This window comes from Parafrankia colletiae, from assembly GCF_001854655.1.
Classification (GTDB): domain Bacteria; phylum Actinomycetota; class Actinomycetes; order Frankiales; family Frankiaceae; genus Parafrankia; species Parafrankia colletiae.
In genome coordinates, this window is sequence record NZ_MBLM01000130.1 from 149,657 (window position 1) to 172,058 (window position 22,402).

At 73.1% G+C, this 22,402-nt stretch carries 18 protein-coding genes and 1 tRNA gene; 12 read left to right on the plus strand and 7 right to left on the minus strand.

Annotation, left to right across the window (positions count from 1 at the left end):
* Positions 1-2 precede the first annotated feature (2 nt).
* From CC117_RS21215 to CC117_RS21235, 5 genes are all read left to right on the plus strand, one after another.
* Positions 3-2,006: a hypothetical protein gene (locus CC117_RS21215; protein WP_131803111.1), complete on the plus strand. Its 2,004-nt coding sequence runs from the start codon at positions 3-5 to the stop codon at positions 2,004-2,006.
* A gap of 240 nt (positions 2,007-2,246) precedes the next feature.
* Positions 2,247-2,675, plus strand: a complete 429-nt coding sequence (locus CC117_RS21220) for an ATP-binding protein (RefSeq protein ID WP_071086828.1) — start codon at positions 2,247-2,249, stop codon at positions 2,673-2,675.
* A 167-nt stretch (positions 2,676-2,842) separates the two neighbouring features.
* Entirely contained in the window at positions 2,843-3,904 is a 1,062-nt protein-coding gene (locus tag CC117_RS21225; protein WP_071086830.1) for a tellurite resistance TerB family protein, read from the plus strand.
* Positions 3,901-4,401 (plus strand): NUDIX hydrolase, encoded by a 501-nt coding sequence (locus CC117_RS21230; RefSeq protein ID WP_071086832.1) that lies wholly within the window; start codon positions 3,901-3,903, stop codon positions 4,399-4,401. The genes CC117_RS21225 and CC117_RS21230 overlap by 4 nt, the downstream gene beginning before the upstream one ends.
* A 656-nt stretch (positions 4,402-5,057) precedes the next feature.
* Positions 5,058-6,170, plus strand: a complete 1,113-nt coding sequence (locus tag CC117_RS21235) for a lysylphosphatidylglycerol synthase transmembrane domain-containing protein (protein ID WP_407673564.1) — start codon at positions 5,058-5,060, stop codon at positions 6,168-6,170.
* An 82-nt stretch (positions 6,171-6,252) separates the two neighbouring features.
* On the opposite strand, the gene CC117_RS21240 is transcribed toward CC117_RS21235, so the two are convergent.
* Both CC117_RS21240 and CC117_RS21245 read right to left on the minus strand, forming a co-directional pair.
* Complete coding sequence (locus CC117_RS21240) at positions 6,253-6,897, minus strand: histidine phosphatase family protein (protein ID WP_071086836.1); 645 nt, start codon at positions 6,895-6,897, stop codon at positions 6,253-6,255.
* Complete coding sequence (locus tag CC117_RS21245; RefSeq protein ID WP_071086838.1) at positions 6,894-7,340, minus strand: DUF3618 domain-containing protein; 447 nt, start codon at positions 7,338-7,340, stop codon at positions 6,894-6,896. The genes CC117_RS21240 and CC117_RS21245 overlap by 4 nt, the downstream gene beginning before the upstream one ends.
* A gap of 289 nt (positions 7,341-7,629) precedes the next feature.
* On the opposite strand from CC117_RS21245, the gene CC117_RS21250 reads away from it, so the two are divergent.
* The 5 genes from CC117_RS21250 to bcp all read left to right on the plus strand — a co-directional run bounded on the left by CC117_RS21250 (position 7,630) and on the right by bcp (position 11,832).
* A complete protein-coding gene (locus CC117_RS21250) occupies positions 7,630-8,514 on the plus strand; it encodes a hypothetical protein (RefSeq protein WP_071086929.1) in 885 nt (294 codons plus the stop codon).
* Positions 8,515-8,799: 285 nt separating this feature from the next.
* Positions 8,800-9,747 (plus strand): SCO family protein, encoded by a 948-nt coding sequence (locus CC117_RS21255; RefSeq protein WP_071086840.1) that lies wholly within the window; start codon positions 8,800-8,802, stop codon positions 9,745-9,747.
* Positions 9,744-10,424 carry a MauE/DoxX family redox-associated membrane protein gene (locus CC117_RS21260; protein WP_071086841.1) on the plus strand — a complete coding sequence of 227 codons (681 nt, stop codon included), beginning with the start codon at positions 9,744-9,746 and terminating at the stop codon, positions 10,422-10,424. Before CC117_RS21255 ends, CC117_RS21260 begins: the two co-directional genes overlap by 4 nt.
* A 190-nt stretch (positions 10,425-10,614) precedes the next feature.
* Positions 10,615-11,238: a DsbA family protein gene (locus tag CC117_RS21265; RefSeq protein ID WP_071086843.1), complete on the plus strand. Its 624-nt coding sequence runs from the start codon at positions 10,615-10,617 to the stop codon at positions 11,236-11,238.
* 105 nt (positions 11,239-11,343) lie between these two features.
* Positions 11,344-11,832: a thioredoxin-dependent thiol peroxidase gene (gene bcp / locus CC117_RS21270; protein WP_071086845.1), complete on the plus strand. Its 489-nt coding sequence runs from the start codon at positions 11,344-11,346 to the stop codon at positions 11,830-11,832.
* Positions 11,833-11,883: 51 nt separating this feature from the next.
* Here bcp and CC117_RS21275 read toward each other — a convergent pair whose 3' ends face one another.
* A complete protein-coding gene (locus CC117_RS21275) occupies positions 11,884-12,300 on the minus strand; it encodes a hypothetical protein (protein ID WP_071086847.1) in 417 nt (138 codons plus the stop codon).
* Positions 12,301-12,723: 423 nt separating this feature from the next.
* Here CC117_RS21275 and CC117_RS21280 point away from each other — a divergent pair.
* Positions 12,724-12,804 (plus strand) — tRNA-Leu (locus CC117_RS21280).
* Positions 12,805-13,430: 626 nt separating this feature from the next.
* Here the strand turns inward: CC117_RS21280 and CC117_RS21285 are convergent.
* From CC117_RS21285 to CC117_RS21295, 3 genes are all read right to left on the minus strand, one after another.
* Positions 13,431-14,594: an RCC1 domain-containing protein gene (locus CC117_RS21285; protein ID WP_241830298.1), complete on the minus strand. Its 1,164-nt coding sequence runs from the start codon at positions 14,592-14,594 to the stop codon at positions 13,431-13,433.
* A 323-nt stretch (positions 14,595-14,917) separates the two neighbouring features.
* Positions 14,918-16,171, minus strand: coding sequence for a DUF1501 domain-containing protein (locus CC117_RS21290; protein WP_071086851.1), 1,254 nt, complete (start codon positions 16,169-16,171; stop codon positions 14,918-14,920).
* Between the two features lie 11 nt (positions 16,172-16,182).
* On the minus strand, positions 16,183-17,667 hold the full coding sequence (locus CC117_RS21295) for a DUF1800 domain-containing protein (protein ID WP_241830299.1): 1,485 nt from the start codon (positions 17,665-17,667) through the stop codon (positions 16,183-16,185).
* A gap of 2,292 nt (positions 17,668-19,959) precedes the next feature.
* Here CC117_RS21295 and CC117_RS21300 point away from each other — a divergent pair.
* Positions 19,960-21,141, plus strand: a complete 1,182-nt coding sequence (locus tag CC117_RS21300) for a transcriptional regulator (protein ID WP_071086855.1) — start codon at positions 19,960-19,962, stop codon at positions 21,139-21,141.
* Positions 21,142-21,167: 26 nt separating this feature from the next.
* On the opposite strand, the gene CC117_RS21305 is transcribed toward CC117_RS21300, so the two are convergent.
* A complete protein-coding gene (locus CC117_RS21305; protein ID WP_241830300.1) occupies positions 21,168-21,704 on the minus strand; it encodes a hypothetical protein in 537 nt (178 codons plus the stop codon).
* Positions 21,705-22,402: the final 698 nt, after the last annotated feature.

A 22,402-nucleotide genomic window follows, 5' to 3' on the forward strand; every position in this document is an offset into this window, starting at 1 on the left:
AGTTGGCCGCCACCGAGGACGCCGTCGCGCCCCGCGCCCTGCCTGATCCGACGGCCGGCCGCGTCACCGACACCCGGGGAACACCGGTGGAGGCCGTCCGCCGCGCCGTCGACCAGCACCGGGCACCGGACCGTGTTCCCTCGCCACAGGCGTCCGCCACGCCTCCCCCTCCGTTCGACACCGGGTCCTACCCGACGGTGTCGCACCCCGGCACCACGCAGTCGATGCCGCACCAGCTCCCGCCGGGAGAGCACGCCCCTACCGGGCTGCCGGGCACGGCTCCCCCCGCCGCGGCCGCCGCGGGGCTGAACGACGTCCCGCGTGCCGCCGGAACGACCCGCGGCCCGGCCACCGGCCCGACGCGGCGGCCCGTCTTCGGCGACCCGCTGGCTGGCATCCGCCGCCCGGGCGCGGCGGCGGCACGGGGGCCGAACACGGCCCCCGCCGCCCAGACGCCCACCGCCGAGCAGCAGCCCGACCGGACCATGACCGGCGCCCAGCCGTTGGCAGGTCAGCAGTACCCGGCGACCCATCAGCCCCCACCCGCACGACCGCAGCCGGCGCAGCCGGACCCAGGCCGTCGGCTCGCACCGCCCGGCCTGCACCCGCCCACCGCCGCGCCGTTCCTGGACAGGCCCCCCGGCCGCAGCCGGGCCGTGCCCGGGCAGCACGGCGACCTGCCCCGGGACCCACGCGAACAGCAGAATCCCCTGACCGGGCCGGGGCCTGCGCCCGGCTTCTCACGGCCTGCCGTGCCACCGCCCGGCGTCCGACCCGCGGCCGGGCCCATGGCGCGCCCGCCGCAGCAGCCACACCAGCCCGACTACCGGGATCGGCCGAGCCAGCCGCCGCGCCACGGCGACCCACGGCAACCCTCCCAGCCGAGCTCTCCCCCCCAGCCAGCCCATCCCGGCGAGCCGGCCTATGCGGGTCCACCCGGGTTCTCCGGTCAGCCTGACTGGGACGGGCAAYAGCCCCCACGCCTCCGCCCGCCCGGGGCCCCCCACCCGCAGTACCCGACGGGCCCCGTGCCCACCGGGCAATACCAGACCGGGCAGGTCCCCACCGGGCAATACCAGACCGGGCAGGTCCCCACCGGGCAATACCAGACCGGGCAGGTCCCCACCGGGCAATACCAGACCGGGCAGGTCCCCACCGGGCAGTACCAGACCGGGCAGGTCCCCACCGGGCAAGGCCGGGCGGGGCAGGCGCCCACCGGGCCCGGCGACCGGGGCCCGACACACGGGCAGCCTCCTGCCGGAATGGCACAGGACGTGTCACGCGGGAGCCTCTTCGAGCCGCCCGCCGCTGCGTCCCGGCCGCCTGCCGACGTCGGGCGGGCAACCCCGGCCGCGGACGCGGAGCGGCTGTCGGTGCCGACATCCCGGCCGGCGCCGCCGATCTCCGGCCCGGTCGAGCTGAGTCTCGCCGCCGCGCGGGCCGCAGAACTCGCCCGCGGGCAGGCTGCCGCCGCCGCCGGCCCACCGCCGCCGCGCCACCCGGAGATCGTCCGCGGCGCCGACCGAGGCAGCCGCCCGGCGGCGGGGCGACTCTCGGCCGACCAGAGCCGTCCACGCGGCCGGCATGCGGGGCCGGAGCAGCCCCGCCCGCAGGGCTCACCGTGGGCCAGTCCGGGAGGCGAGCAACGCCGTCCCATCTCGGTCGACGACTCATGGGCCGGGACAGGCCGGGACCCGGCCAGCCGCGCGCGCCTCGGTGGGCCCGCCGGCCCCACGGGGCCGGGCCAGAACGGCCACGGCGGCCCCAACGGCCAGGCCGGCGCGGACGGGAACGGCGGGCAGAACGGCTATCGCGGAGCAGGCCCAGGCCCGGGCGGCGCTGACGTCGGCATCGGTGGGCCGCAGCAGCCAGGTCCGGCGGGCATGGCGCGAGGCCAGCACCCCGGCGCGAGATCGGATCAGCCGACGAGCGCCGAGGTCGAGGCGGTCGCCCGGGCCTGGCTCGCGCGCAAGGACTCGGTGCTCGACGGCATCGACGTGATCTGAGGAGGGTCATGACCGACCTGGACGGGGCCCGGCCGTGGTGGCGGGGATGCCCCGAGCCRGCCACGGCGAGTCCTGTTTCACGCCTGACTGCGCAGGGGTCAGGCTGTCGCTCGTGCGCGTGATGTGGCCGGACCACGTCAGGCAGGTTTGAGGCCACTCCCGAGGTGGGAGGAACGCGACGCCGGCTCTACCGTGGCGCCGCTGGCAGGCCAGGATGGACGACCGCCCGGAAGGTGATGTGTGGCCGAAGCGCTGACCGCAGGCTTCGACCTGCCCGCTGACCCACGGGCGGCCGGGCGGGCCCGTGCGCTGGTTGCTGACCTGCTCGTGGCGTGGGGCTGCGGCAACGCCGCTGAGGTCGCGAAACTGCTGGTCAGCGAGGTCGTCACGAATGCGGTTCGATTTGTCGGTGCGCGTGAGGTGTTGCGGCTCACCGTCGAGTGCGGTTCCGATCTGATCCGCGTCTCCGTGAGTGACGGCAGCCCGCTGCGGCCTGTGCTCCGGGCTGCGCAGGACGACGACGAGTCCGGCCGGGGCATGCAGCTCGTCAGTGCCCTCGCGACGCGCTGGGGTGTGGTGGACGACCCGCCCTCCGCCGGCGTGGGCAAGCAGGTCTGGTTCGAGCTCCCATCCGCACAGTCGACAGCCGTCGGGTGCCGGGCCTACTGAGAACGGTTCACGTGACCGGCCGTCCGTGCCCGGAGCAGCGATCACACTCCTCGCCCCGACGCTGCGCCACCAGGCAGCCAGAATGCGGTGAATTTATCGCCGGGYAGTAGATGATGGCGGCATACCAGCATCCAGGTGACCGCAGGACGTCACATTCGGGGGACGGTATGCCGGCACAGACGCAGTTCCTGATGGACATCGCACTGCTCGTCGAGCTCGACGGGGGCTTCCTGGTTCAYTCCACGGGCGACGGCGCGCTCCGCTTCCCGGGGGGTGCCCCGCGCCCGGGTGAGTCCTCCCTGGCCGCCGCGGGGCGCCTGTTGCGGGCCACGCTGYCCCGCGATGCCGTGTCAGCACCCGGTTCCGCCCGCCAGGGCACCGCACGGGCAGCACGTCCACAGGAAGCCGGTCGGGACCTCGCCTTCGCGGGGTGTGTCGAGCACAGTCGCTCCGGCTCCGACGGTGGATCGGCCCCGTCCGGCGGCCCGGCGCACGACCGGCATGTGCTGACCGTGCTCTACGCCGTCGCCCTCGACCCGGCGCGCCACCCCACGGGAACGGATCTTCCGCCGGGGCTGCGCCTTCTCCGGCCCTACGAGGGGACGTCGGGTACCACGCTGGCGGACGTCCGACCGGTCGAGGTGGGCCGGGCCGCCACAGCCTGGTGGTCCGAGCGTTGGCCGTCCTGGAACGGGCTGGCCGTCACGGACGCGGAACCTTGGTGGACGGCGCTGCGCCAGTCGGTCCGAACCCTGCGCGCCCAGCTGACCGCGCGTCGCGACGACCTGCGCGGCGAGGCGTTCCGCGACGCCGCGGTGGCCATCTGCGCCCTGGTCGCGGTGGCGGACGGGCGCGTCGACCCCGAGGAGCGCGACGCGATGGTCGCGTCAATCCACGGCGAGGCGGTGCTGGCGGACTACCCGCGCGCCGACCTGGAACGCCTGTTCGACCAGCATGTCACCCGCCTGCGCGCGGACCTCGTGGCCGGCCGGCGGGCGGCGCTGCGCGAGATCGGCAAGGTGCGCGGGGACGCCGTGCGATCCTGGGCGGTGCTGCACTTCGGGGCCGTCGTCGGGCGGGCCGACGGGTACTTCGACCCGGACGAGCGCCGGGTCATCCAGGACGCCGCCGACGTCCTCGGGCTGAGCGTTGGCACCCTCTCCGTCCAGGCCGTTGACGAGGGCACCGGTGGTGAGCGCGGCGGGGACGCCGGCGGGGGTCTCCGGTGAGCGCGGCCGTCGGCGACCCGGCCGCGGCCCGTCGGGGACCGTCCACCGCTCCGGTGCTGTACGCCCGGGTGCTCCTCACCATCGGCGACCGGATCGTCGTCGCCAACCACCGCGGGCAGCCGTGGTTCTTCCTGCTCGGCGAACGGGTGGCTGCCGGCGAGGGCGTCGAGCAGGTTCTGCACCGGCTGCTGCGCCGCGCCGCCGGATTCGAGGTGCGCTCGCTGGACTTCGTCGGCGGCATGGAGCGCCCCGGCACCGACCCCGGCGCCCGGCCCGAGATCGACCTGCTCTTCGCGGGCGCAGTGCCCCGGTACGCCGAGTTCGGCAGCCGTCTCGACGACCTCGACCTCGTCACCCTCCGGACATCCGACCTGGGCGCCGTCGCTTTCCGCCCCGCAGGGGCCGGCGACATGATCAGGACGTGGCTGGCCGACCGCGAACCGCGGTGGCACACCGACAGGGGGTCCGGGCACCCCACGAGTGTGACGTCCGGCTGAGCGAACCGCGCGCCGAGCCGTTCCGGGACGGGTCAGTACCGGACGCCCGGGTGCTCTGCCACGGCCACCCAACCGTCATCTCCCGGGTACTTCCCCCGAAGCAGACCGGCACGTCACAGTGAGTTTGGGACGCCCGGTCGCGGCGCAGAACTGCCTTCAGCGGGACGGAGCCGCCGACCGCGGGGGGCGTCCAGCGCCGTCGTCCGTGACTTTCGCCGGGCAGTCCCGGCACGAACGACATTCAGCCGTCGTTCAGGCACGCGTCATAGCGTGAGTGGCGAGGCTTCCGGACAATGGGGGTAGACATCGAGATCCCGGTTGTGTTGAACGCCGACAGCGCCGCGACGGCTCCACGGGTCACCGGTCCCGCGCTGCCCCGTCACAGGCGCGTCGGCGAGCGCGGGCATACCGCGCCAGGGGATCGTCAGGCGTCTGGTCGCGGCGGTCAGCGTACCGGCCGTACCGGGCCGGGAGCTGCCTCCAACGCGTCCGCCCAGGTCAGCAGCCCGAGCGGCGCCGAGCCGGTTGCGGCCGTCCCGGTTCGGCCGGGCACGCAGGCGGCCCTGGCCGCTCCCGCCGTCCTTGCTCCCTCCGCTCCTTCCACTCCCTCCGTTTCCACTCCTTCCGTGCTCTCGCCGAGAATGCTGGATGTTCCGGTGGTTCTGGGCGCTCCCTGCAGCCCGGGCCTGCCGGGCAGGCCAGGAAAAGCCGGCGCCCCGGGCGCGCCCGGGGCCACCCGGGCGGTGTTCGGGGGGGTCGACGCGACCGGAGCGGCGGCCATCGCCGTCGACCTCGGCGACCCGAAGCTGTTCCGGTTGCGGCGCACGCGGCTGCGGATCCTCGTCGCCGCGGGGGTGCTCGCGGTGGTCGCCGGGCTCATGGCCACCCGCTTCCGCGAGGACGTCGTCGGCTCGCTGTCGGCGGTGCCGGCCCCGCGCTGGCCCTGGCTCGTGGTCTGCGTTGTTGCCTCCGGCACCTTCTACGTGGCGCACGGGGTGAGCGTGCGCGCGGCCAGCGGGCTGCGGATGGGCCTGGGCATCGCCACCGCCTCCCAGCTCGCCGCGGCCGCGGCGAACCGTGTCGTACCCGCCGGCCTCGGGGCCATCGCCGTCCATCTGCGCTTCCTGGAACGGCGCGGGATGACCCGGCCCGCCGCCCTGGCTGCGGTCGCGTCCATCAAGGGCGCGGCGTTCCTCGTCCACCTGGCCGGAATCGCTCTCGTCGCCGGGACCCTGCGCGGGTCGGGCATCGGCGAGGCCGTCACCCGGCCGGTTCGGATGACCGTGAACGGCCTCGGCACCGGCCCGGTCATCGCCGGGCTCGCCGTGGTCGGGGTGGGGGTCGGCTCCGCGGTGACGCATCCACGCATCCGCGCCCGGGCCAGACCGGCACTGCGGGTCTTCCGTCAGCATCTCGGCGTGCTGGCCCGCTCTCCCGGGCGCACGATCGTGCTCGTGAGCAGCACCGCCGCCACGAAGATCTGCCAGGTCACCGCACTCGCCGGAGCTGTCTGGGCGTTCGAGGGCGGGCTCAGCATCGCGTCGGTCACCGCCGTCTACCTGGTCGGATCCGCCGTGGCCGGCGCCGCCCCCACGGCTGGCAACGTCGGCGCCCTCGAGCCGGCGCTGGTCATCGGCCTGACCGCGTCCGGCGCAACCGGCGCGGCGATGGTCGCGGCCGTGCTGGTCTTCCGTCTGATCAGCTACTGGCTGCCGATCATCCCCGGCGTCACCGCGCTGGCCCTGTTGCGCCGTCGCGGCGACCTCTGATGGGATGTACCGGGCTGCGCAGAGACCTCTGATCGCGCGCCGGGCCGCCGCGCGGAGAAGCGGCGGCCCGGCGGCCCGGCGGTCAGATCGGGCCGGTGTTGAGCCGGTGCAGGACCGGGGTCTCCCGCTCGTACCCGAGCTCGGAGACCGCGGACGGCAGCACCACGAAGCCAGCGCCGGCAGTCGGCGGCAGCCCCAGCCACCGCGCGATGAGCACCCGGAACATGTGGCTGTGCCCGATCAGCGCGACATCACCCTGTTCCAGCCGTGGCCGGACACGACCGAGCACGAGATCCGCGCGACGTCCGATCTGCTCGACGCTCTCCCCACCCGGCACGTCACCGGTGAACACCGTCCAGCCGGGACGCTGCCGGCGGATGTCCGGGGTGGTCTCGCCCTCGAGGTCGCCGTAGTCCCATTCGGCGAGGTCCGGCCACACCTCGCGTTCGAGGACCGCCGGCTGCGCGGACGCGCCCGGCGCGGGGCCGGCGTCCGCCGGGGCCAGGCCGGCCAGGTCGGCGGTGCGGGCCGCCCGCAGGCGCGGGCTCGTTGCCACCAGCACGAACCGCCGGCTCGCCAGCGACGCCCGGAGCTGCGCTGCCTGGTGCTCCCCGTCGGCTGTCAGCGGGATGTCCGTCCGCCCGGTGTGCCGGCCTGAGCGGCTCCACTCGGTCTCGCCGTGCCGGATCAGGGTGAGGACGCCCGGCGGCACCACGCCACCGCTCACCGCCGCCGACGCCGCCGTCGCCGCGCCCCCATCACCAGCACGAACGCTCCGGACACCAGCGCGACGCGCTCCCACCGGATTGTGCGCACGATCTCGGTCGCGCCGTCGCCGTACTCCACCGGCCCGAGCGGGGGACCTCCGTCCGCCGCCACGGGGATGCCGGCACCGTCGCCGGCGCTCCCCCGGTGGGCACCGGACGGCACCGCGGCGATCGCGTGCCGGATGGCGCTGCCGGCGCCGAGGACACCACCCGCGGGCCCGTCCGCGGACCCGTCGGGGACGAACCGCGCACGGAGCTCGGCGACCTTCGACCGGAGCTGCTCGCCTGCGCGCTCCGCCACCCGCCTCGGGCTGACGATCTCAGTGATCGCGTCGATGGTCTCGGCCAGCTCGGCGCGGGTCTGTTCGATCTGACGCTGGATGACGGCCGGATCCTGCGGCACCGATGTCGCCCTCTCGGTTCTCGTGCGGGGTAGACGGGGCCGGGCTGACGACCCGTCTCGATCGTGCCAGAACAGCCCCGCCCCGGCGCAGCCATCAGGCACGCCGCACCGACCGGGCCCGTGCGCCCCACCCGCCCGGGCTGGCTTCCACCACCGCTGCTGCCCTGGTCAGGGTGCTGCCCGGGGCACCGGACCGATCGGGTGTGAGGTGCGGCGGCCCGCCCCGATCGGACTCCCCCGCATCGAGCCCGCCGGTGCCCCGCCCACCGGCGCTGATCAGGGGCCGCGGATGCGGCACTACGCTGGTCAGGTGCGGGTCTGCCATCGTGGGGCGAGGGTTCTCCGCTCCGCGCGCAGCCCCTGGCAGATGCTCCCCGCCGCCGCGGGATCGGCGGTGCCTGCCGTCGCGCTCGCGCTGCTGGCTCACCTGCCGACCGCCAGGGCCGGCACGCCCACCCTCAGCCGGGTCCTCCTTGTCACCTGTGCGCTGACAGCGGCAGGCATCGCCTGGCGCGTCCTCCGCGCCCGGCGCGACCCATACGACCGGCTCGGCCCATACGACCGGCTCGGCCCATACGACCGGCTCGACGCGTTCGGTCCCGCGCTGGGGGCGAGGCGACCTGGGCGCGGGCTCCGGTCGTTCGGCGGCACGCTCGCCGTCCAGGCCTCGCTGCACGGCGTCTTCCTGACGGGGGCTGGCCCGACATCGGGGACCGGCGGTCCACCCATCGGCGGACTGCTGTGCGCCGCCAGCGGAGCAGGGAGTCCCGGCACAGCCGGGTACTCCTCGTCCGACCTGCTCGCGGCGGCCCTCGCCGGGCGTACGCCCGGCTCCAGCGCGGGTGCCGACAGGCCGGCCCAGGCAGCCGTCGCCCTCGCCTCGCCCGGTCACCACGCCGGGGTCGGACTCGGACATACCCCGGCCGTGCTGTTGGCGCACACCGTCGCCGCGGCTCTCGTCGTGTGGTGGACCAGGCACGGTGTCGCGGTCCTGCTCGCGACCTGCCGGGCGATCGGATCGCGCCTTCCCACCCTGCGCGTCGCCCTCGCGCCGGTCCGCATCATCAGGCCGACCGTGCGCGCCGCGCGGTCGGGCGGCCCGCGGGTCCTCGACCGGCCGTGGGCTGCCATCGCCGCCCGCGGCCCGCCGGACCGGTCCCCGGTCCCGGCGTAACAGCGCCGCGGCGGCCGCGCTGACGCGCGTGCCACCGCCCGTCCAGGTGCGTCGTGACCGGCGTCCCGGACCGCCCGAGCGGGCGGTCCGTGCCACCCGGCCCGATTCCGGCCGCGGGCCCCGGCCATGCCGGCGGCCCCAGCCCGCGGTGCCGGTTCCTTCCGCTGTTCGCGGTTCGCCTGTCGCCCGCCGCGGCTCGCTCGTTCCGTGCTGCGCGCGTTCGGTGCGGCCGGCCCACGCGTAGGGAAGGTGCCGGGCACCGCCAGTTCTCTCCTAGGAGCCCCAGTGCCCAGGCGCAGCCAGACGTCCACGCACCACCACCACACGACCGGACGCTCCCGTCCCGCCACCACCCCGTCCGAGGGGAGCGCGCCCGACCAGACCGGCCAGACCGGCCGCTCAGGCCACGTCAGCGGACCCGGCGGACCCGGCCGAGCCGGCCGGATCGGCCATCCTCGGCGGCGCTGCGCGGGGCTGGCGTTCGCCGCCGTTCTCGCCCTCGGCGCGACACTCGGCGCCTGTTCCAACGGCGACGGCGGGGCCGGGGTGACGATCGTCGACGTCGGCGACGGAACCAACGAAGGACTACACGGCGTTATCCCTACCGAACGCTTCGCGAAACCCGCACTCGGCCTGACCGACACCGAGGACCGCCCGTTCGACCTTCGCACCCGAACGCAAGGGAAGATCACTCTGCTTTTCTTCGGCTACACGATGTGCCCGGACGTGTGCCCGACGACCATGGCGGACGTCGCGGCCGCCCTGGACGAAGTCGACCAGTCCGTGCGGGACCAGGTCTCGGTGGTGTTCGTCAGCACCGACCCGGAGCGGGACACCGCCCCCGTGCTCGACCGCTGGCTCAACCAGTTCGACGAGAGCTTCATCGGCGTCCGCGGGCCGTTCGAGAAGGTGAAGGCCCAGGCCGAGGCCATCGGCGTGGCGCTGGAGGAGCCCAGGGTGCAGGCTGACGGGTCCGTTCTGGTCGCCCACGGCAGCCAGGTCATCGCCTTCGGCCGCGACGCCCGCGCCCGGGTGCTCTACCTCGCCGGCACGCCGGTCGCCGACTACGTGGCGGATCTCCCCGTCCTGACCGCCGAGCGGCTCGGGCCCGACGAGTCCGCCACCGTCAGCCCGAGCCGCACATCTGACCGTGACGCCACCCCGGGCCCGGCCCCGGCAGCCACAGCGGGTACGGCCGGCGCGGCCGCAGCGACCCGGGAGGTAACCGGATGAGCTCGGAGACGGCTTCCGTGCGGGGAAGGGCGGCACGGGTCCTGCCCCGGCTGACGTCCACCGTGCTGCGGGTGGGCCTCGGCCTGGTCTGGCTCGTCGCCGGAGCACTGAAGATCGGCGATCCGGACGGCATGGTGCGCTCGGTGCGCGCGTTCCGGATCCTGCCGGAATCACTGGTGGATCCGGTCGCCTACGCCGTGCCGTTCGTCGAGATCGCCCTCGGCGTACTGCTCATCGTCGGGCTCGCCGTCCGGCTGGGCGCCGTCGTGTCCGGCCTGCTGTTCGCGGTCTACACCGCCGCGATCATCTCGGCGGCCGCCCGCGGGCTGCGCATCGACTGCGGCTGTTTCTCCACCGGCGGCGATCTGACGGCCGAGGCACCCACCCACTACACCCAGGAGATCGTGCGGGACAGCGCGCTGCTGATCGCGAGCGCACTGCTGGCGCGGTGGCCGAACGGCTTCCTCGCCGTCGACCAGCTCCTCACCAGGCCAACGCAACCGCCCCTCGACGACGACGAGGACGACTATCTCGGGAGCACCGATGGCACCACAGTCGAAAAAGACAACGCAGCCGCAGGCACCGCGCAGACCGACCTCACGGCGGCAGCCGTCGCGGACCCGGACAGGCCAGGAGCAGGCACCACACGGGCAGGCACCGTCGGCAAGCGGCGGTAGCCGCCCACCGGGTGACCGTCCGGGCGACCGCCCCACCGGCGGAGGCGGCTCGGCAGGGGGCGGGGACTCCGCGGGCGGACGCGGCTCGGCGGGTGCCAGTGCCGCGGCCCGCCGCGAGCGAGCCGCCGCCGCACGCGCCGCCGAGGCGGCCCGGGAGCGACGCCGCCGTCAGATCGTCATCGGGTCGATCGTGGCCGCCGTCCTCGTCCTCGTCGGTGTGATCGGCTTCGCGGTGCAGAACTCCCGGGAGGAGTCGAAGCCGGTGGTGCTGCCGGCGTCGGCGACCGGCCTGGACAACGCCATCGTCGTCGGGCAGCCGACCGCACCGGTCACCGTCGACCTGTACGAGGACTTCCAGTGCCCGGCCTGCGGATCTCTCGAGAAGACGACCGGCTCGACCATCGGCGACCTTGTCGACTCCGGTGACATCAAGGTCAACTACCACATGATGTCCTTCCTCGGACCCGAGTCGGAGCGGGCCGCGAACGCCGCCGCGGCAGCGGCCAACGCGGGCAGGTTCCGGCAGTTCCACGAAGCTCTGTTCGCCGACCAGCCGGCCGAGCACACCGGGGGCTACGAGACCGACACCCTGATCGAGAAGGGTGYCTCCGTCGGCCTGACCTCACCCGCCTTCGTCAACGCGGTGCGCGACGGGACGTACGACGGCTACGTCGCCAAGGTCGACGAGGACGCCTCCCGACGCGGTGTGACGTCGACTCCGAGCGTCTTCGTCGACGCGCAGCAGATCGCACCGGACCAGCTCACCCCGGACGGTTTCCGGGCCGCCGTCGCCGCGGCGAAGAGCAAGGGCTGATCGGACGGGCCCACGCAGACGTCCGCAACTGCTACGAACGGGGTCACCGGGGGATCACGGCGGGGCGTTTGCCGCCCCGCACGGGCCGCGACTAGCTTCTCGGTCATGACCGAGACCGCCAGCGCCGCCCGGCTCTCCCCCGGTGACCCCGCGCCCGACTTCACCCTGCCCGACGCTGACGGCAAGGACGTCGCCCTGTCGTCCTTCCGGGGCCGCAAGGTCGTCGTGTACTTCTACCCGGCGGCGTCGACCCCCGGCTGCACGAAGCAGGCCTGCGACTTCCGGGACAACCTCGCCCTGCTCAACGACGCCGGCATCGACGTCCTCGGGGTCTCGCCGGACAAACCGGCCAAGCTGGTGAAGTTCCGGGACGTCGAGGGCCTCACCTTCCCGCTGCTCTCCGACCCCGACCGGGCCGTGCTGTCCGCGTACGGAGCGTTCGGCGAGAAGACCATGTACGGCAAGAAGACCGTGGGCGTCATCCGTTCGACGTTCGTCATCGACGCGGACGGCACCATCGAGAAGGCGCAGTACAACGTGCGCGCCACCGGCCACGTCGCCAAACTGCTGAAGGACATCGGCCTCGCGAGCTGACCCGGCTACGGGAACGGCGGCAGCTGTCAGCGCGCGACGCGCATGCGGTTGTCAGCTCGCGACACGCAGATCCCACATCAGCAGCACGTTGTCGGGCTGCGCGGGATCCACGAGGACCGGGACCCGGCGGCGGAGCTGACGCGGCACGCCGCCGCCGGCCGAACCCGTCCGCCCGGCGCGCCGCTCGTTCTCGGGAACCACCGCGCGGCGGGTCACCGGGTAGGGCTCCGCACCGGGACAGTCCACGAGCAGGTGCACCTCCGCGACGGTCCCCCCGTCGACCCGCAGGCCGGTGTCACTCACCGCGCTGATCACGGCCATCGTCGCGCGCCCGTTGTCGATCAGCCGGCGGGCCCGGTCACGCTCTCCCTCACCCGCCGCTGTCGCCGGCCGCTCGAAGCAGCCCTCGACGGACACGCCGGCCACCAGCTCGGTCCCGTTCGGTGTGGCATCTGCAGCGGTGGTCATACGATCTTTCCCCCAGAGGCATCCAGGCGCCCGCCGGCGCAGGTACACCCTGCACCCGAACGGGGTTGCCTGACGGTCGCGTCGACGACACTCACGCACTCCGGCCGTGTTGGGTCGGCGACACCTGGTCGGTTCATGATCGAGTTCAGGATCACGCTCGCCCCCGAGCAGCGCCGCCCCACCCGGACGAGGTAGCACCAAGGGCTCAACCAGGTCTTTTCCGGCAATCGCCGCCCGAAACGTCCGTTCGTCGACCTATCGCCCGGCACCCGGCCCGGGCAGCACCCGTGCACCCGCCATCGACACCGCAGCTCCCGCCCGRCCCACGCCGCACCCCCACCCCCCCGGAGATCGCCACGAGACCACCGGGACCGCACGCCCCACGTCCCGCGTTGCGACCCCGGATCGCTAACCTGGACGGAGGCGGGAGTGGCGGAATGGCAGACGCAGCAGACTTAGGATCTGCCGCCCTAGGGCGTGGGGGTTCAAATCCCCCCTCCCGCACCGGCTGTCTAGCAGGCACTTTGCCGGCGATACCGGGCTGGAACCGCTCCGGAAGCGGTCCGCGTGGAATACGCCGTGGAATATGGCGTCTGGATCAGCAACAGTCCGTGCATGGTCAAGGACCGCTCCTGCGACGATGCGCCCACCCTGGGGGGACGTCGAACGGCTCCCCAGTGGCTCGCTGCGCATCGTCGTGTTCGCCGGCCGGGATGACGTCACCAGCACGCCGAGCTACCTGAAGAGACCGTCATGCGTTCCGAGGACGTCGCCGCAGCTGGAGCGCGCCTCCTTGCCCAGGTCCGCGTCGGCCGCGACCCGAACGCAACGCCAAGGTGAAGCACCTCGGTGCCGAGTACCTCGCCGCTGCGGACATCGAACCGACAACCCGGCACATGTACGCCGGATACGCCCGGCGCAGCCGTGCGGGGATCGGAACACCCTGCCGTCGAGCCACGCAGCCGTGGACGACCCGTTCCGGGACGCGGACAGCGGTCGACCTCCGGAGCCGGTTCCCGTCGTGGATGCCTGGATTCTCGCTGCTACCCGGGTGACAGGCCGGGTAGCAGCGAGCCTGCTGTCCTCATGTGGTCAGCGGGTGGTGCGGCCGGACGGGTGCGAGACCCGTCTCAGCGCACCGCGTACCCGCTGAGGCCGCCGCCGGCGATCGCGCTGACGCCGCTCAGGCCGGTGACCTGGGCCGGGGTGGGGCGGCTGGTGTTGGTGCCGTCGCCGAGCGCGCCGCCGGCGTTGGATCCCCAGGCCCAGACGGTGCCGTTACGGCGCAGCGCATACCCGCTGTAGGCGCCGGCCGCGACGGTGGTGATCCGGGTCAGGCCGGCGATCTGGACCGGGGTCGAGCGGTTGATGGTGGTGCCGTCGCCGAGCTGGCCTTCGGAGTTGTATCCCCAGGCCCAGACGGTGCCGTCACGGCGCACCGCATACCCGCTGTTGCTGCCGGCCGCGATCGCGATGATCTGGGTCAGGCCGGAGACCGGCACCGGGGTCAGGCTGGCCGTCGTGGTGCCGTCACCGAGCGCGCCGAAGCTGTTGGAGCCCCAGGCCCAGACAGTGCCATCGTGGCGCAGCGCATATCCCCTGTACACACCGCCGGCGACGGCCTTCACCTGGGTCAGATTGCTGACCTGCACCGGAGTCAGACGCTCGGTGGTGGTGCCGTCACCGAGCGCGCCGGCGTTGTTGAGCCCCCAGGCCCAGACAGTGCCATCACTACGCACCGCGTAACCAGTGTGCAGACCGCCTGCGACGGCGGTCACATCGGTCAGGCCGGCGACCTGCACCGGGGTCGAGCGGTTGGTGGTGGTGCCGTCGCCGATGGCGCCGTCGCTGTTCTGCCCCCAGGCCCAGGCGGTCCCGTCGCTGCGCACCGCATACCCGTTGTGGGCGCCGGCCGCGACGGCGATCACGTCGACCAGGTCGCTGACCTGCACCGGGGTCAGGCGGTCGGTGGTGGTGCCGTCACCGACCTCGTTGTGTGAGTTGTCACCCCAGGCCTGGACGGCGCCGTGAGCCAGCGCATACCCGGTGCTCTCACCGGCCGCGACGTCGGTGATTTCATCTATGCCCACAGCCTGAACCGGCGTCAGGCGGCCCGTAGTGGTGCCGTCGCCGAGCTGGCCCTGGCCGTTGGCGCCCCAGGCCTGTACCGTGCCGGGCCCCGCCGGGACCGCCGGCCCGCTCGGGGCAGCTGTCGCGGCTGTGGGCGCGACGATCACCCCTACGACGGCCAGCGCCGCCGAGCACATCCCTGTTCGCCATTGTCGCTGAGACATGTCTGCTCTTTCTGCCTGAAGGACGGGTCACATCTCCCCGTGGACACTCTGTGTACAATTTCTAGTACACAGAGTGTTGTCGGCGAAGGGTATGTTGACCAATCGTGTCCGTGTCGCGACAACATGCAGTCGGCCGGGTGAGACAGGCCGGCCAGTACCCGCCTTGCCGCCTCCGCCGCGAACGGTCGATGACGGGTAGCGATCATGGTGAGCCCGGACTCGTCCGGCCAGAACACCTCTCGGCCAAGCCGCGGATGGTCATGCCAGCGAGGTAGCGGCCGATCAAGGTCTCGATGTCGGCTGGCGACAGGCGGTCAGCGATATCAGGCCGCGGTGACGCCGACCGGGGTGTAGGCAAGCCCGGGGAACACCGTCCCTAGCTGCTCCTGGGACATCCCGAGCCAGCGGATCGCGTCCCCCAGGACGTTGCGGTAGTCGTTGAGCACCGGCACGGCGCGGTCGTCGAGCTGGTCGGGCGCGAGTCCCCGCCACTGGCCATGCACCCCGCCGACCGCCCCGCCGCCGATCACGAACATGACCCCGCCGCCGCCGTGGTCGGTGCCGCCGTTGCCGTTCGTGTCGGCGCGGCGGCCGAACTCCTGGATCGTGACCAGGGTGACGTCCGCGGCCTTCTCCCCCAGGTCGGCGAAGAACGCCGCGATCGCGTCGCCCTGCCGTTTCTGCAGCGTCGCCAGCGTGCCGGTGACGCCGCCCTGGCCGACATGGGTGTCGTACCCGCCGGTCTCCAGCGCCGCGACCCTGACTCCCGACCCGACCTTGATCAGTCGGGCGATGTCCCGCAGCGCACGGCCCAGCCCCTCGTCCGGGTACGTGACGCCGTCGGCCGGGGTGTAGGGCTTCGCCGCGATCTCGCGGCCCGCGGTGAGCGCCGCCAGGGTCGTCGCGACACCGCGCGCGTACGGGTGGGCCGCGTCGGCCTCGGCGAACAGCGTGCCGAGCACCGCGGAGGTGGCGGCCTGCTCGGCGGCCGACTCACCCCAGCCGCTCGCCTTGAAGTTGTCGATGCCGTTGAGGGTGAGCGCCTCGGTGGCTCCGAGGTACGCGGTGGGCAACGACCCGCCCTCCTGGACGGCGCGGAACGCCGACCCGGGGCTCAGGACGCTCAGCAGCCGCGTGAGGTAGCCACTGCGCTGCCCGTCACCGCCGATCTCCAGCTCGAAGGTGTCCTGGAAGTGGCTGCGTGAGTTGTCGAGCAGCCCCGCGGCCGGGACCGCCGCGACCTTCCCCGCGTCCAGCAGGGGCCTCAGGGACGCGTAGGCCGGGTGCAGGCCGAATGTCCGGTCCATCGAGATGAGCTGCCCGGTGGGGATCGCGATGTCGGCGCGCAGGCCCGCGTAGTTCGGGTCGGCACCCGGCACCAGGGCGTTCAGCCCGTCCATGCCGCCGCGCAGGGAGAGGACGACCAGCGTCCGGCCGGGGGTGTCGGCGAAGGCGACACGGACGGGGAGCACAGACGCGAGGCTCGCGGTGATGCCCACCGCGCCGGCCGCCGCGAGCACGCCGCGCCGGCTGGGCGCGTACCGGCCGCCGGGGGGACGGAGCAGGTTCTGGACCATCGAACGGCCTCCTAACCGTAGACGTGGTAGGGCGAATCGAGCAGGAGCGCGGCGACCTGCCCGACGAGCCACTCGTTGTCCGCCGGCCTGCGCGACCCGCGGTCACCGAGGAACGTCGTGATCGCCGCCCGGTGCTCGGGGGCCAGGTCCTGGAACAGGAGCCGGCGGGCCAGCACGTCCACCGCCGCGGTCATCGTCGCCGGCGGCGCGTCGCCGAGCAGCGTGTTGACCTTCGGGGTGCCGAGGTTCTTCGGCCACCACCCGTTGAGCAGGTTGCGGTGCATGTTCCAGCGGCCGATCGTGGCGGACGCCGACACCCAGCGCTCCGCCCGCAGCGGGTAGCCGTCCGGGGCCGGCCACGCCAGTGGCGCCATGCCCATGTCGTTCGCCATCCAGTACAGCGAGGTGAGCGGCTCGGTGCCGGTGGCGGGCGGGCGGATCCCGAGCACGCGCAGTGTGGCCACCAGGTCCTCCAGCGGACGGCGGGTGCGCAGCCCGACCGCCTGGGCRAACTCGGCGGAGGTGAACAGCGCCTTCAGGACGGGCGCGATCGCGGTGTCGCTGTCCAGGTAGGTCCGCGTCAGYGTCTCGACGAGCGAGGCCGGCGGGTCGTCCGCGACGAAGTAGGTCGCCAGTTTCCGGGTGATGTGTGCCGCCGTCGCCGGGTGGTGAGCCAGATGGTCCAGGTAGGCCCGCATCACCGCCTCCCCGCCCTCCGTGGTGCCGTTCGGCGCGGAGAAGCCCAGGACTCCGACCGGCCCGACGTAGTGGTCCCTCGGCTTGAAGACGTACTTCTTCGACGTGGAGTCGATGGAGATGCCCGTCAGGATGCAGGCGCTGTTCACGACCCCGTCCTGGTCGTACCCGCCGTCGACACCCACCGTGTGCAGTTCGAGCAGCTCCCGCCCGAGGTTCTCGTTGATCGCCCGCGCCGTCGACCGGTCGGCGTTCAGCCTGCGGATCATCGCCGGGCTGGTCGTCTCCGCCAGCAGCAGGTCGGCGTACCGCCCGAGCGCGTTCGGCCGGATGACCTCACGGTCGTCCGGGAACGAGTCCCGCCACAGGCCGTCGTTGGGATAGCCCTTGTTGAACACGTGCGACTGCCAGAAGTCGACCATCCGCTCCAGGAGCTGGCGGTTCGACCAGGTCATCCGCGCGATCGACGCCACCGCGAGGCCGATCACGTCCGTGTAGTCGACATCGCCCTCGAGGGTGTGCAGCGTCTGGTTGCTGTCCTTCAGGAACCGGAAACGGCCGAGGACGCCGTCAATCGTCCCGTCGCCGACGGAGCCCGGGTTGAGCTGGCGGTCCAGCCAGGCCCCGGCCCCGCTCGCGCGCACCTCGGCGACCAGCTCCGGTGTCGGCCCGAAGGTCGCCCTGTTCAGCAGGTGCACCACCGGGTCGCGTCCGCGCAGGAAGGCCGGCGTCGCCGCCCCGGCCGGCGGCGTCGAGGGGCCCGTCGTGGGCGCTGCCGTCGTGGGCACCGAGGTCGGCATGCCCGTCACCGGACCGCCCATGGGCCCGCCGGGTGTCGGAACACCCGTGGGCGTCACCGGACCCATGGTGGCTGTGGCTGTTGCCGTCGGGGCCGCCCCGCCGCTCCCRCCGCCGGAAGCGCCGAACGAACAGCCCGCCGCGGTCGCCCCGAAGGCCGCGAGCGATGCGAACAGCCCTCGGCGGCTCGCGGTGCTCGTCGGTGGTCGGGCGGTCCGCATGTGGTCGGTCGTGTGGTCGGTGTTTCCCGGCTGTGTGCCGTCTCGCGTGGTCCCCGGATCGTCCGTGGGTAATGCGCTGCTGCCGCGCCGCGGGGGTGGGTCGGCCAGCGTCTGGCCGCCCTCGTGCCTGTCTGCCATGCAGACCATCCCTGTAGGAGTCGAGCCCCAAGACCCCCCCAAGGGCCCGTTCGGTTACTCGACGGCGCCACAGTAGTGCGGGACCGTGTCGCCCTCCGGACAGGTCTGCCGGGTTTTTCAGGGTTTGACCTTTCGTAGCGCAACGATCCAGTGGTTCGGCATGTGTCGTGCACGCAGGCTCGCCGTGGTCCGTTTCGTCATCCCTCTGGACGTGCGCATTTACCCTGCGCGGCAGCGAGAGCCCGCTCGGCGCCGGCACGCGGCGCCCCCACCGGGGCGGAACTGCGACCCGGGAGGAAGTCCCGCGGTGACATGCGATGACCTACGGTCGACCCACGGACGCCCCGCCGCCATCACGGATTCTCGCCCTCCGTGTCCGACCGAGGGCGTATCGGATTGTTCTGTGAGCGCGGCAGCCCCTCCATGGACGTCGTCCGTGGAGGGGTCGTAGTGCTTCCCGTGACGTCGGGGGTGGCCGGCCGCGTCAACGGCACGGGGCCGGAGGGCGCCGGGACGCGGCGACCTCGCCGCCGCCCGGGTGGAACAGGCGTGGCGGGATGAAGGCCTGGGTGCGGCAACCAACCGGGTGCTCGGCCTGCCCACCCGGTCGTCCACAGAGCGGCAGTTCGCATCTGAACCAGTAAAGGCAACTACCGCTGTCGGCTGGTCGATGAGAACCTGATCGCCGCTGCAGGTGGACTCCGGGTGGCGGGGATTGTGGTATGCGTGACGCGAAGCAGCCCGGGCCGAAGCGACGGGCGCAGCATCAATCCAGAAAGCCGGGCTATCTCGACATCCGAGAGACAGGCAGCGCCTCAGGTCGCCTCAGAGTGGTCAGGGCTGCAGCGTCCACTGCCTGCCGCACTGGCAGGTCTGAATCCAGACACGACTCAGCCGTCCAGCCGGAACGCTGGTGAGCGCGTCGGCCGGGTGGGAGCAGACCTCTGGGTCCACGCGCGGCGTCGGAGTCGCGGTGGCCGCGGCTGGGCGGGTTCGGGCCCGCTGACCCCGAACCCGGGATCCGACCCGGCCGAGCAGGAGCGGCAGGAACATCACGGCGTCACCTCCAACCGGGTGCCTCATGGCACCGGCAGTGTCTCGGTCTTCTCGCGTCCGGCGGCGCTGACCGGTCAGGCATCGACGGGTCGAGCCTTCGCCGGTCACGCATTGACTGGTCGTGCACTGGCTGGCCGCCCACTCCACGGGGGGAACCGGCTGGTGTGCCCCGGCCGGTCGCGTACCGGCCAAGCGTCGCACTCGTCGGCGACGCAGCGGTGGCGGCGCGACGGAGGGAGCGCCCCCACGTCGGATTTCTCACCATCGGCACGCGGTAACACCCAAGGGCGTCACGGTCCGCATTGACGAGTGCGATCGTCCCGGAATTCATCGGGCCAGGGCTCCACGGGAAATGTCGGGCGGTCGGCGGCTGGTACAGAACGGGCGAGCCAGTGACGAACCGGCCATTGCGCGCGCCATGGGGCGGCGGCGGGTCGGCGGGGTCCACGGCCCGGCGAATCATGCAGCGATTCCTCCGGAAACTACCGCGCATCCGGCTGGAAACGTCGCGCGACGCCCCCCATGAGTGCTTGATCGGCCCGTCATAGTGCGGCTACAGGGACAGGCGGGCGCCCTGGGGCGCGCCACCACTGGTGCCCCGCAATAGTGCCCACCCAATCGCCACGTTAACCCGTCCAGCTGCGGAAATTTACCGGCGATTAGCACCGGCGAGCCGACTGGACGGATGTGGTGGCCCCGCCGCCGCCGTCCCCGGCCGTCGGCGGCGGCCGGGGACGGCGGCCGTCGGCGGCCGTCGGCGGCCGTCGACACGACCGGAGGGACCGCCGAAGCCCTCGGCGTAGCCCGGCCGCAGAATGATCGCGGGCGCGACGGCGAGCGTCGGAATCCGCCCGGCCCCACGGAAAGGGAGCAGGCGGGATGACGACCGTGTCACCGGACGGCGGCACCACGGGTACGGAAACCGGCATCAGCCGGACGACGAGCGAGCTTGCCTGGCTTCGTGCCCGCGGCGAGCTGAAGCGGCAGCGGTTCGAGCTGGCGTTGCAGGCGGCGCGGGAGTACCCGCGGTCCGCGCAGGTGGTTGGCACCCCACTGGTGGCCGCCCAGCGGTGGATCCCGGCCGAGCCGCTGCCGCTCTCGGCCGTCACGATCGAACTCACCGCGGACCTCAAGGGCGAGGCGAATCCGGGCATGGTGACCGGTCGCGGGCCGGGCAGCGAGGACGTCCGTCCGGTGGACTCCGGGGGGCGCCGCTACCCGGGCTATACCGCGGCGATGGCCGCGCTCGACCGGCCGGCGATGTTCGTGGACCTGCCCACCTACCGGCTGCACGACGCGGATCTGTCACTGCCGGGTGGGCGCGGTGCAATGACCTTCGGTCTCGGTCGCTACTTCGACGGCATCGACGTCGGAGAGGCATGCGCCCACGAGTTCGCCGCGGGTCCCGACCGGACGCTGCGACGGGCCGTGGGTGAGCCGTGGGACCTCCGGCGGCGGCCGGCGAACCTCGCCGTCTGCACCCTGACGATCCGCCTCGACCGCACGGCCGGCGCAGCCGGCGAGACCGGGAAGGCGACGATGCTTCTCCACCGCCGGGACCCGACGAAGGTCGGTCACGCCGGGGGGCTGCTGCAGGTGGTGCCGGCAGGCATTTTCCAGCCGTCCGGCCCGGCGGAGTGGAACCTCCGCAACGACTTCGACCTGTGGCGGGCGATCACGCGGGAGTACTCCGAGGAGCTGCTCGGCACCGCGGAGGAGTACGGCAGCGACCGCCAGCCCATCGACTACGGTGCCTGGCCGTTCGCCGCGAGCCTTGCACAGGCCCGCCGTGACGGTGGGGTGCGGATCTCGGTTCTCGGTCTCGGTGTCGATCCGCTGACCTTCGCCACCGATCTGCTCACGGTTGCGGTCTTCGAGGCGCCGGTGTTCGACGCCCTGTTCGCCGGCCTGGTGGCCACGAACGCGGAGGGATCCGTCTTCGCCGGCATCCCGTTCACCGAACGGACCGTGGAGCGGCTGCTCCGGGACGAGCCGGTGCAGGCAGCCGGTGCCGCGCTGGTCGCGCTCGCCTGGAGGCATCGGGACATCCTGCTTTCCTGAGCCTGCGTCGGGTCCCGAGCCGATGGCTACGCGCTGTCGGCGGCGCCGGGCGCGGAGCCGGGGGTGACGGACCAGTTGTCGCCCGCGGCGCGGTGGTCGCCGGCCGTCGGGCCGTGGCCGGAGTTCCGCGAGAAGCCGAATGGTCCGGTGGTTGGTCCGGTGGCCGGGCCGGGACCGGTGTCACGGTCGCGGCGGTGCCGGCTGCCCTGGCGGTGGGCTGGCCAGTCGTCGTCGGCTCCTTCGGAGCCGTCCACACCGTCACTGCCCGCGTAGTCCCAGCTTGACGACCACGCCTCGGGCTGCCACTCCGAGGAGGAGGACCAGTCCGTGTCGCGGTCGCGGCCGTAGAAGCCCGGCTCGGCGGGTAGCGGCGGCGTGGCGGCGAAGGCGGATCCGATGACCCTTGGGACCACAAGCCAGGCAGTGATGTTGACCCCCAGGACGACGAAAGTGATCATTCCGACCAGAAGCACCCATGCTGGCCGCGGCGAGTCGGCGGAGCCGGCAGCCATCCCGGCCGTGACGGCCAGCGCGCCGACCGTCGCAATGTTGAACCGAGCCACGGTGCTTTCCTACGCCTCAGACCGGCCCGCGGGGGGCGATCGACGCCAACCCGACAGTGACGTCAGGTCACAGCGCCGCAGGTCAGCGGCAACACGGATCACCATGCGCGGTAGGCGGCGGCTCGCCTGCGAGCCCGCGGCGGCGGCGGTTGCGCCAAGTCCGCGCGGGCCACGCCACCTCGACAGATGGCGGGATCCGCGACGGCTTCCGCGACGGCTCCGGGCATTCGCGGCGGCCCGCCGGGAGGCGGAAGCGCAAGATCGAGGATGCGACTGGGGTGTCACGGGCCGGGGACGGATGATTGGAACGACCCGGACACCTCAGTCGCGTCCTCAACCTACCTGGCCGATCGCTTTTAGTCACTGATCGACTACAGGCAGTTCTAGCGTACACCCCCTTTGCTGCCCCTGTCCCCGTATGGYGTACCCGTCCGAACGCAGGCGGCGACGCTCACTGGCCGGCCGGGCGCAGGCGAGCGCCGCAGGCGAGAGATCCGTCACGGCGGGCGGCGGGACCATCGGCGAACCCAYGGCAGGGGTGGCCGCCGGCCCGTGGGTGACCACTGCCGTATCGTCCAGACATCGTGTGACGTGGGCCGAAACGTCCCGGGTTGGAATGGGTGGGACTGTCGGTGACGCCCAGCATGTCCGTGACGCGTGCACTGTCCGGGATCGGACAGCGGTCCAGTGATGACAGC

Bases quoted from the DNA above. Each gene is read 5' to 3' on its own strand.
- CC117_RS21250 (WP_071086929.1), top strand. From the start codon at position 7,630: ATGCGGCACTACGCTGGTCAGGTGCGGGTCTGCCATCGTGGGGCGAGG.
- CC117_RS21260 (WP_071086841.1), top strand. From the start codon at position 9,744: ATGAGCTCGGAGACGGCTTCCGTGCGGGGAAGGGCGGCACGGGTCCTG.
- bcp (WP_071086845.1), top strand. From the start codon at position 11,344: ATGACCGAGACCGCCAGCGCCGCCCGGCTCTCCCCCGGTGACCCCGCG.
- CC117_RS21275 (WP_071086847.1), bottom strand. From the start codon at position 12,300: ATGACCACCGCTGCAGATGCCACACCGAACGGGACCGAGCTGGTGGCC.
- CC117_RS21285 (WP_241830298.1), bottom strand. From the start codon at position 14,594: ATGTCTCAGCGACAATGGCGAACAGGGATGTGCTCGGCGGCGCTGGCC.
- CC117_RS21290 (WP_071086851.1), bottom strand. From the start codon at position 16,171: ATGGTCCAGAACCTGCTCCGTCCCCCCGGCGGCCGGTACGCGCCCAGC.
- CC117_RS21300 (WP_071086855.1), top strand. From the start codon at position 19,960: ATGACGACCGTGTCACCGGACGGCGGCACCACGGGTACGGAAACCGGC.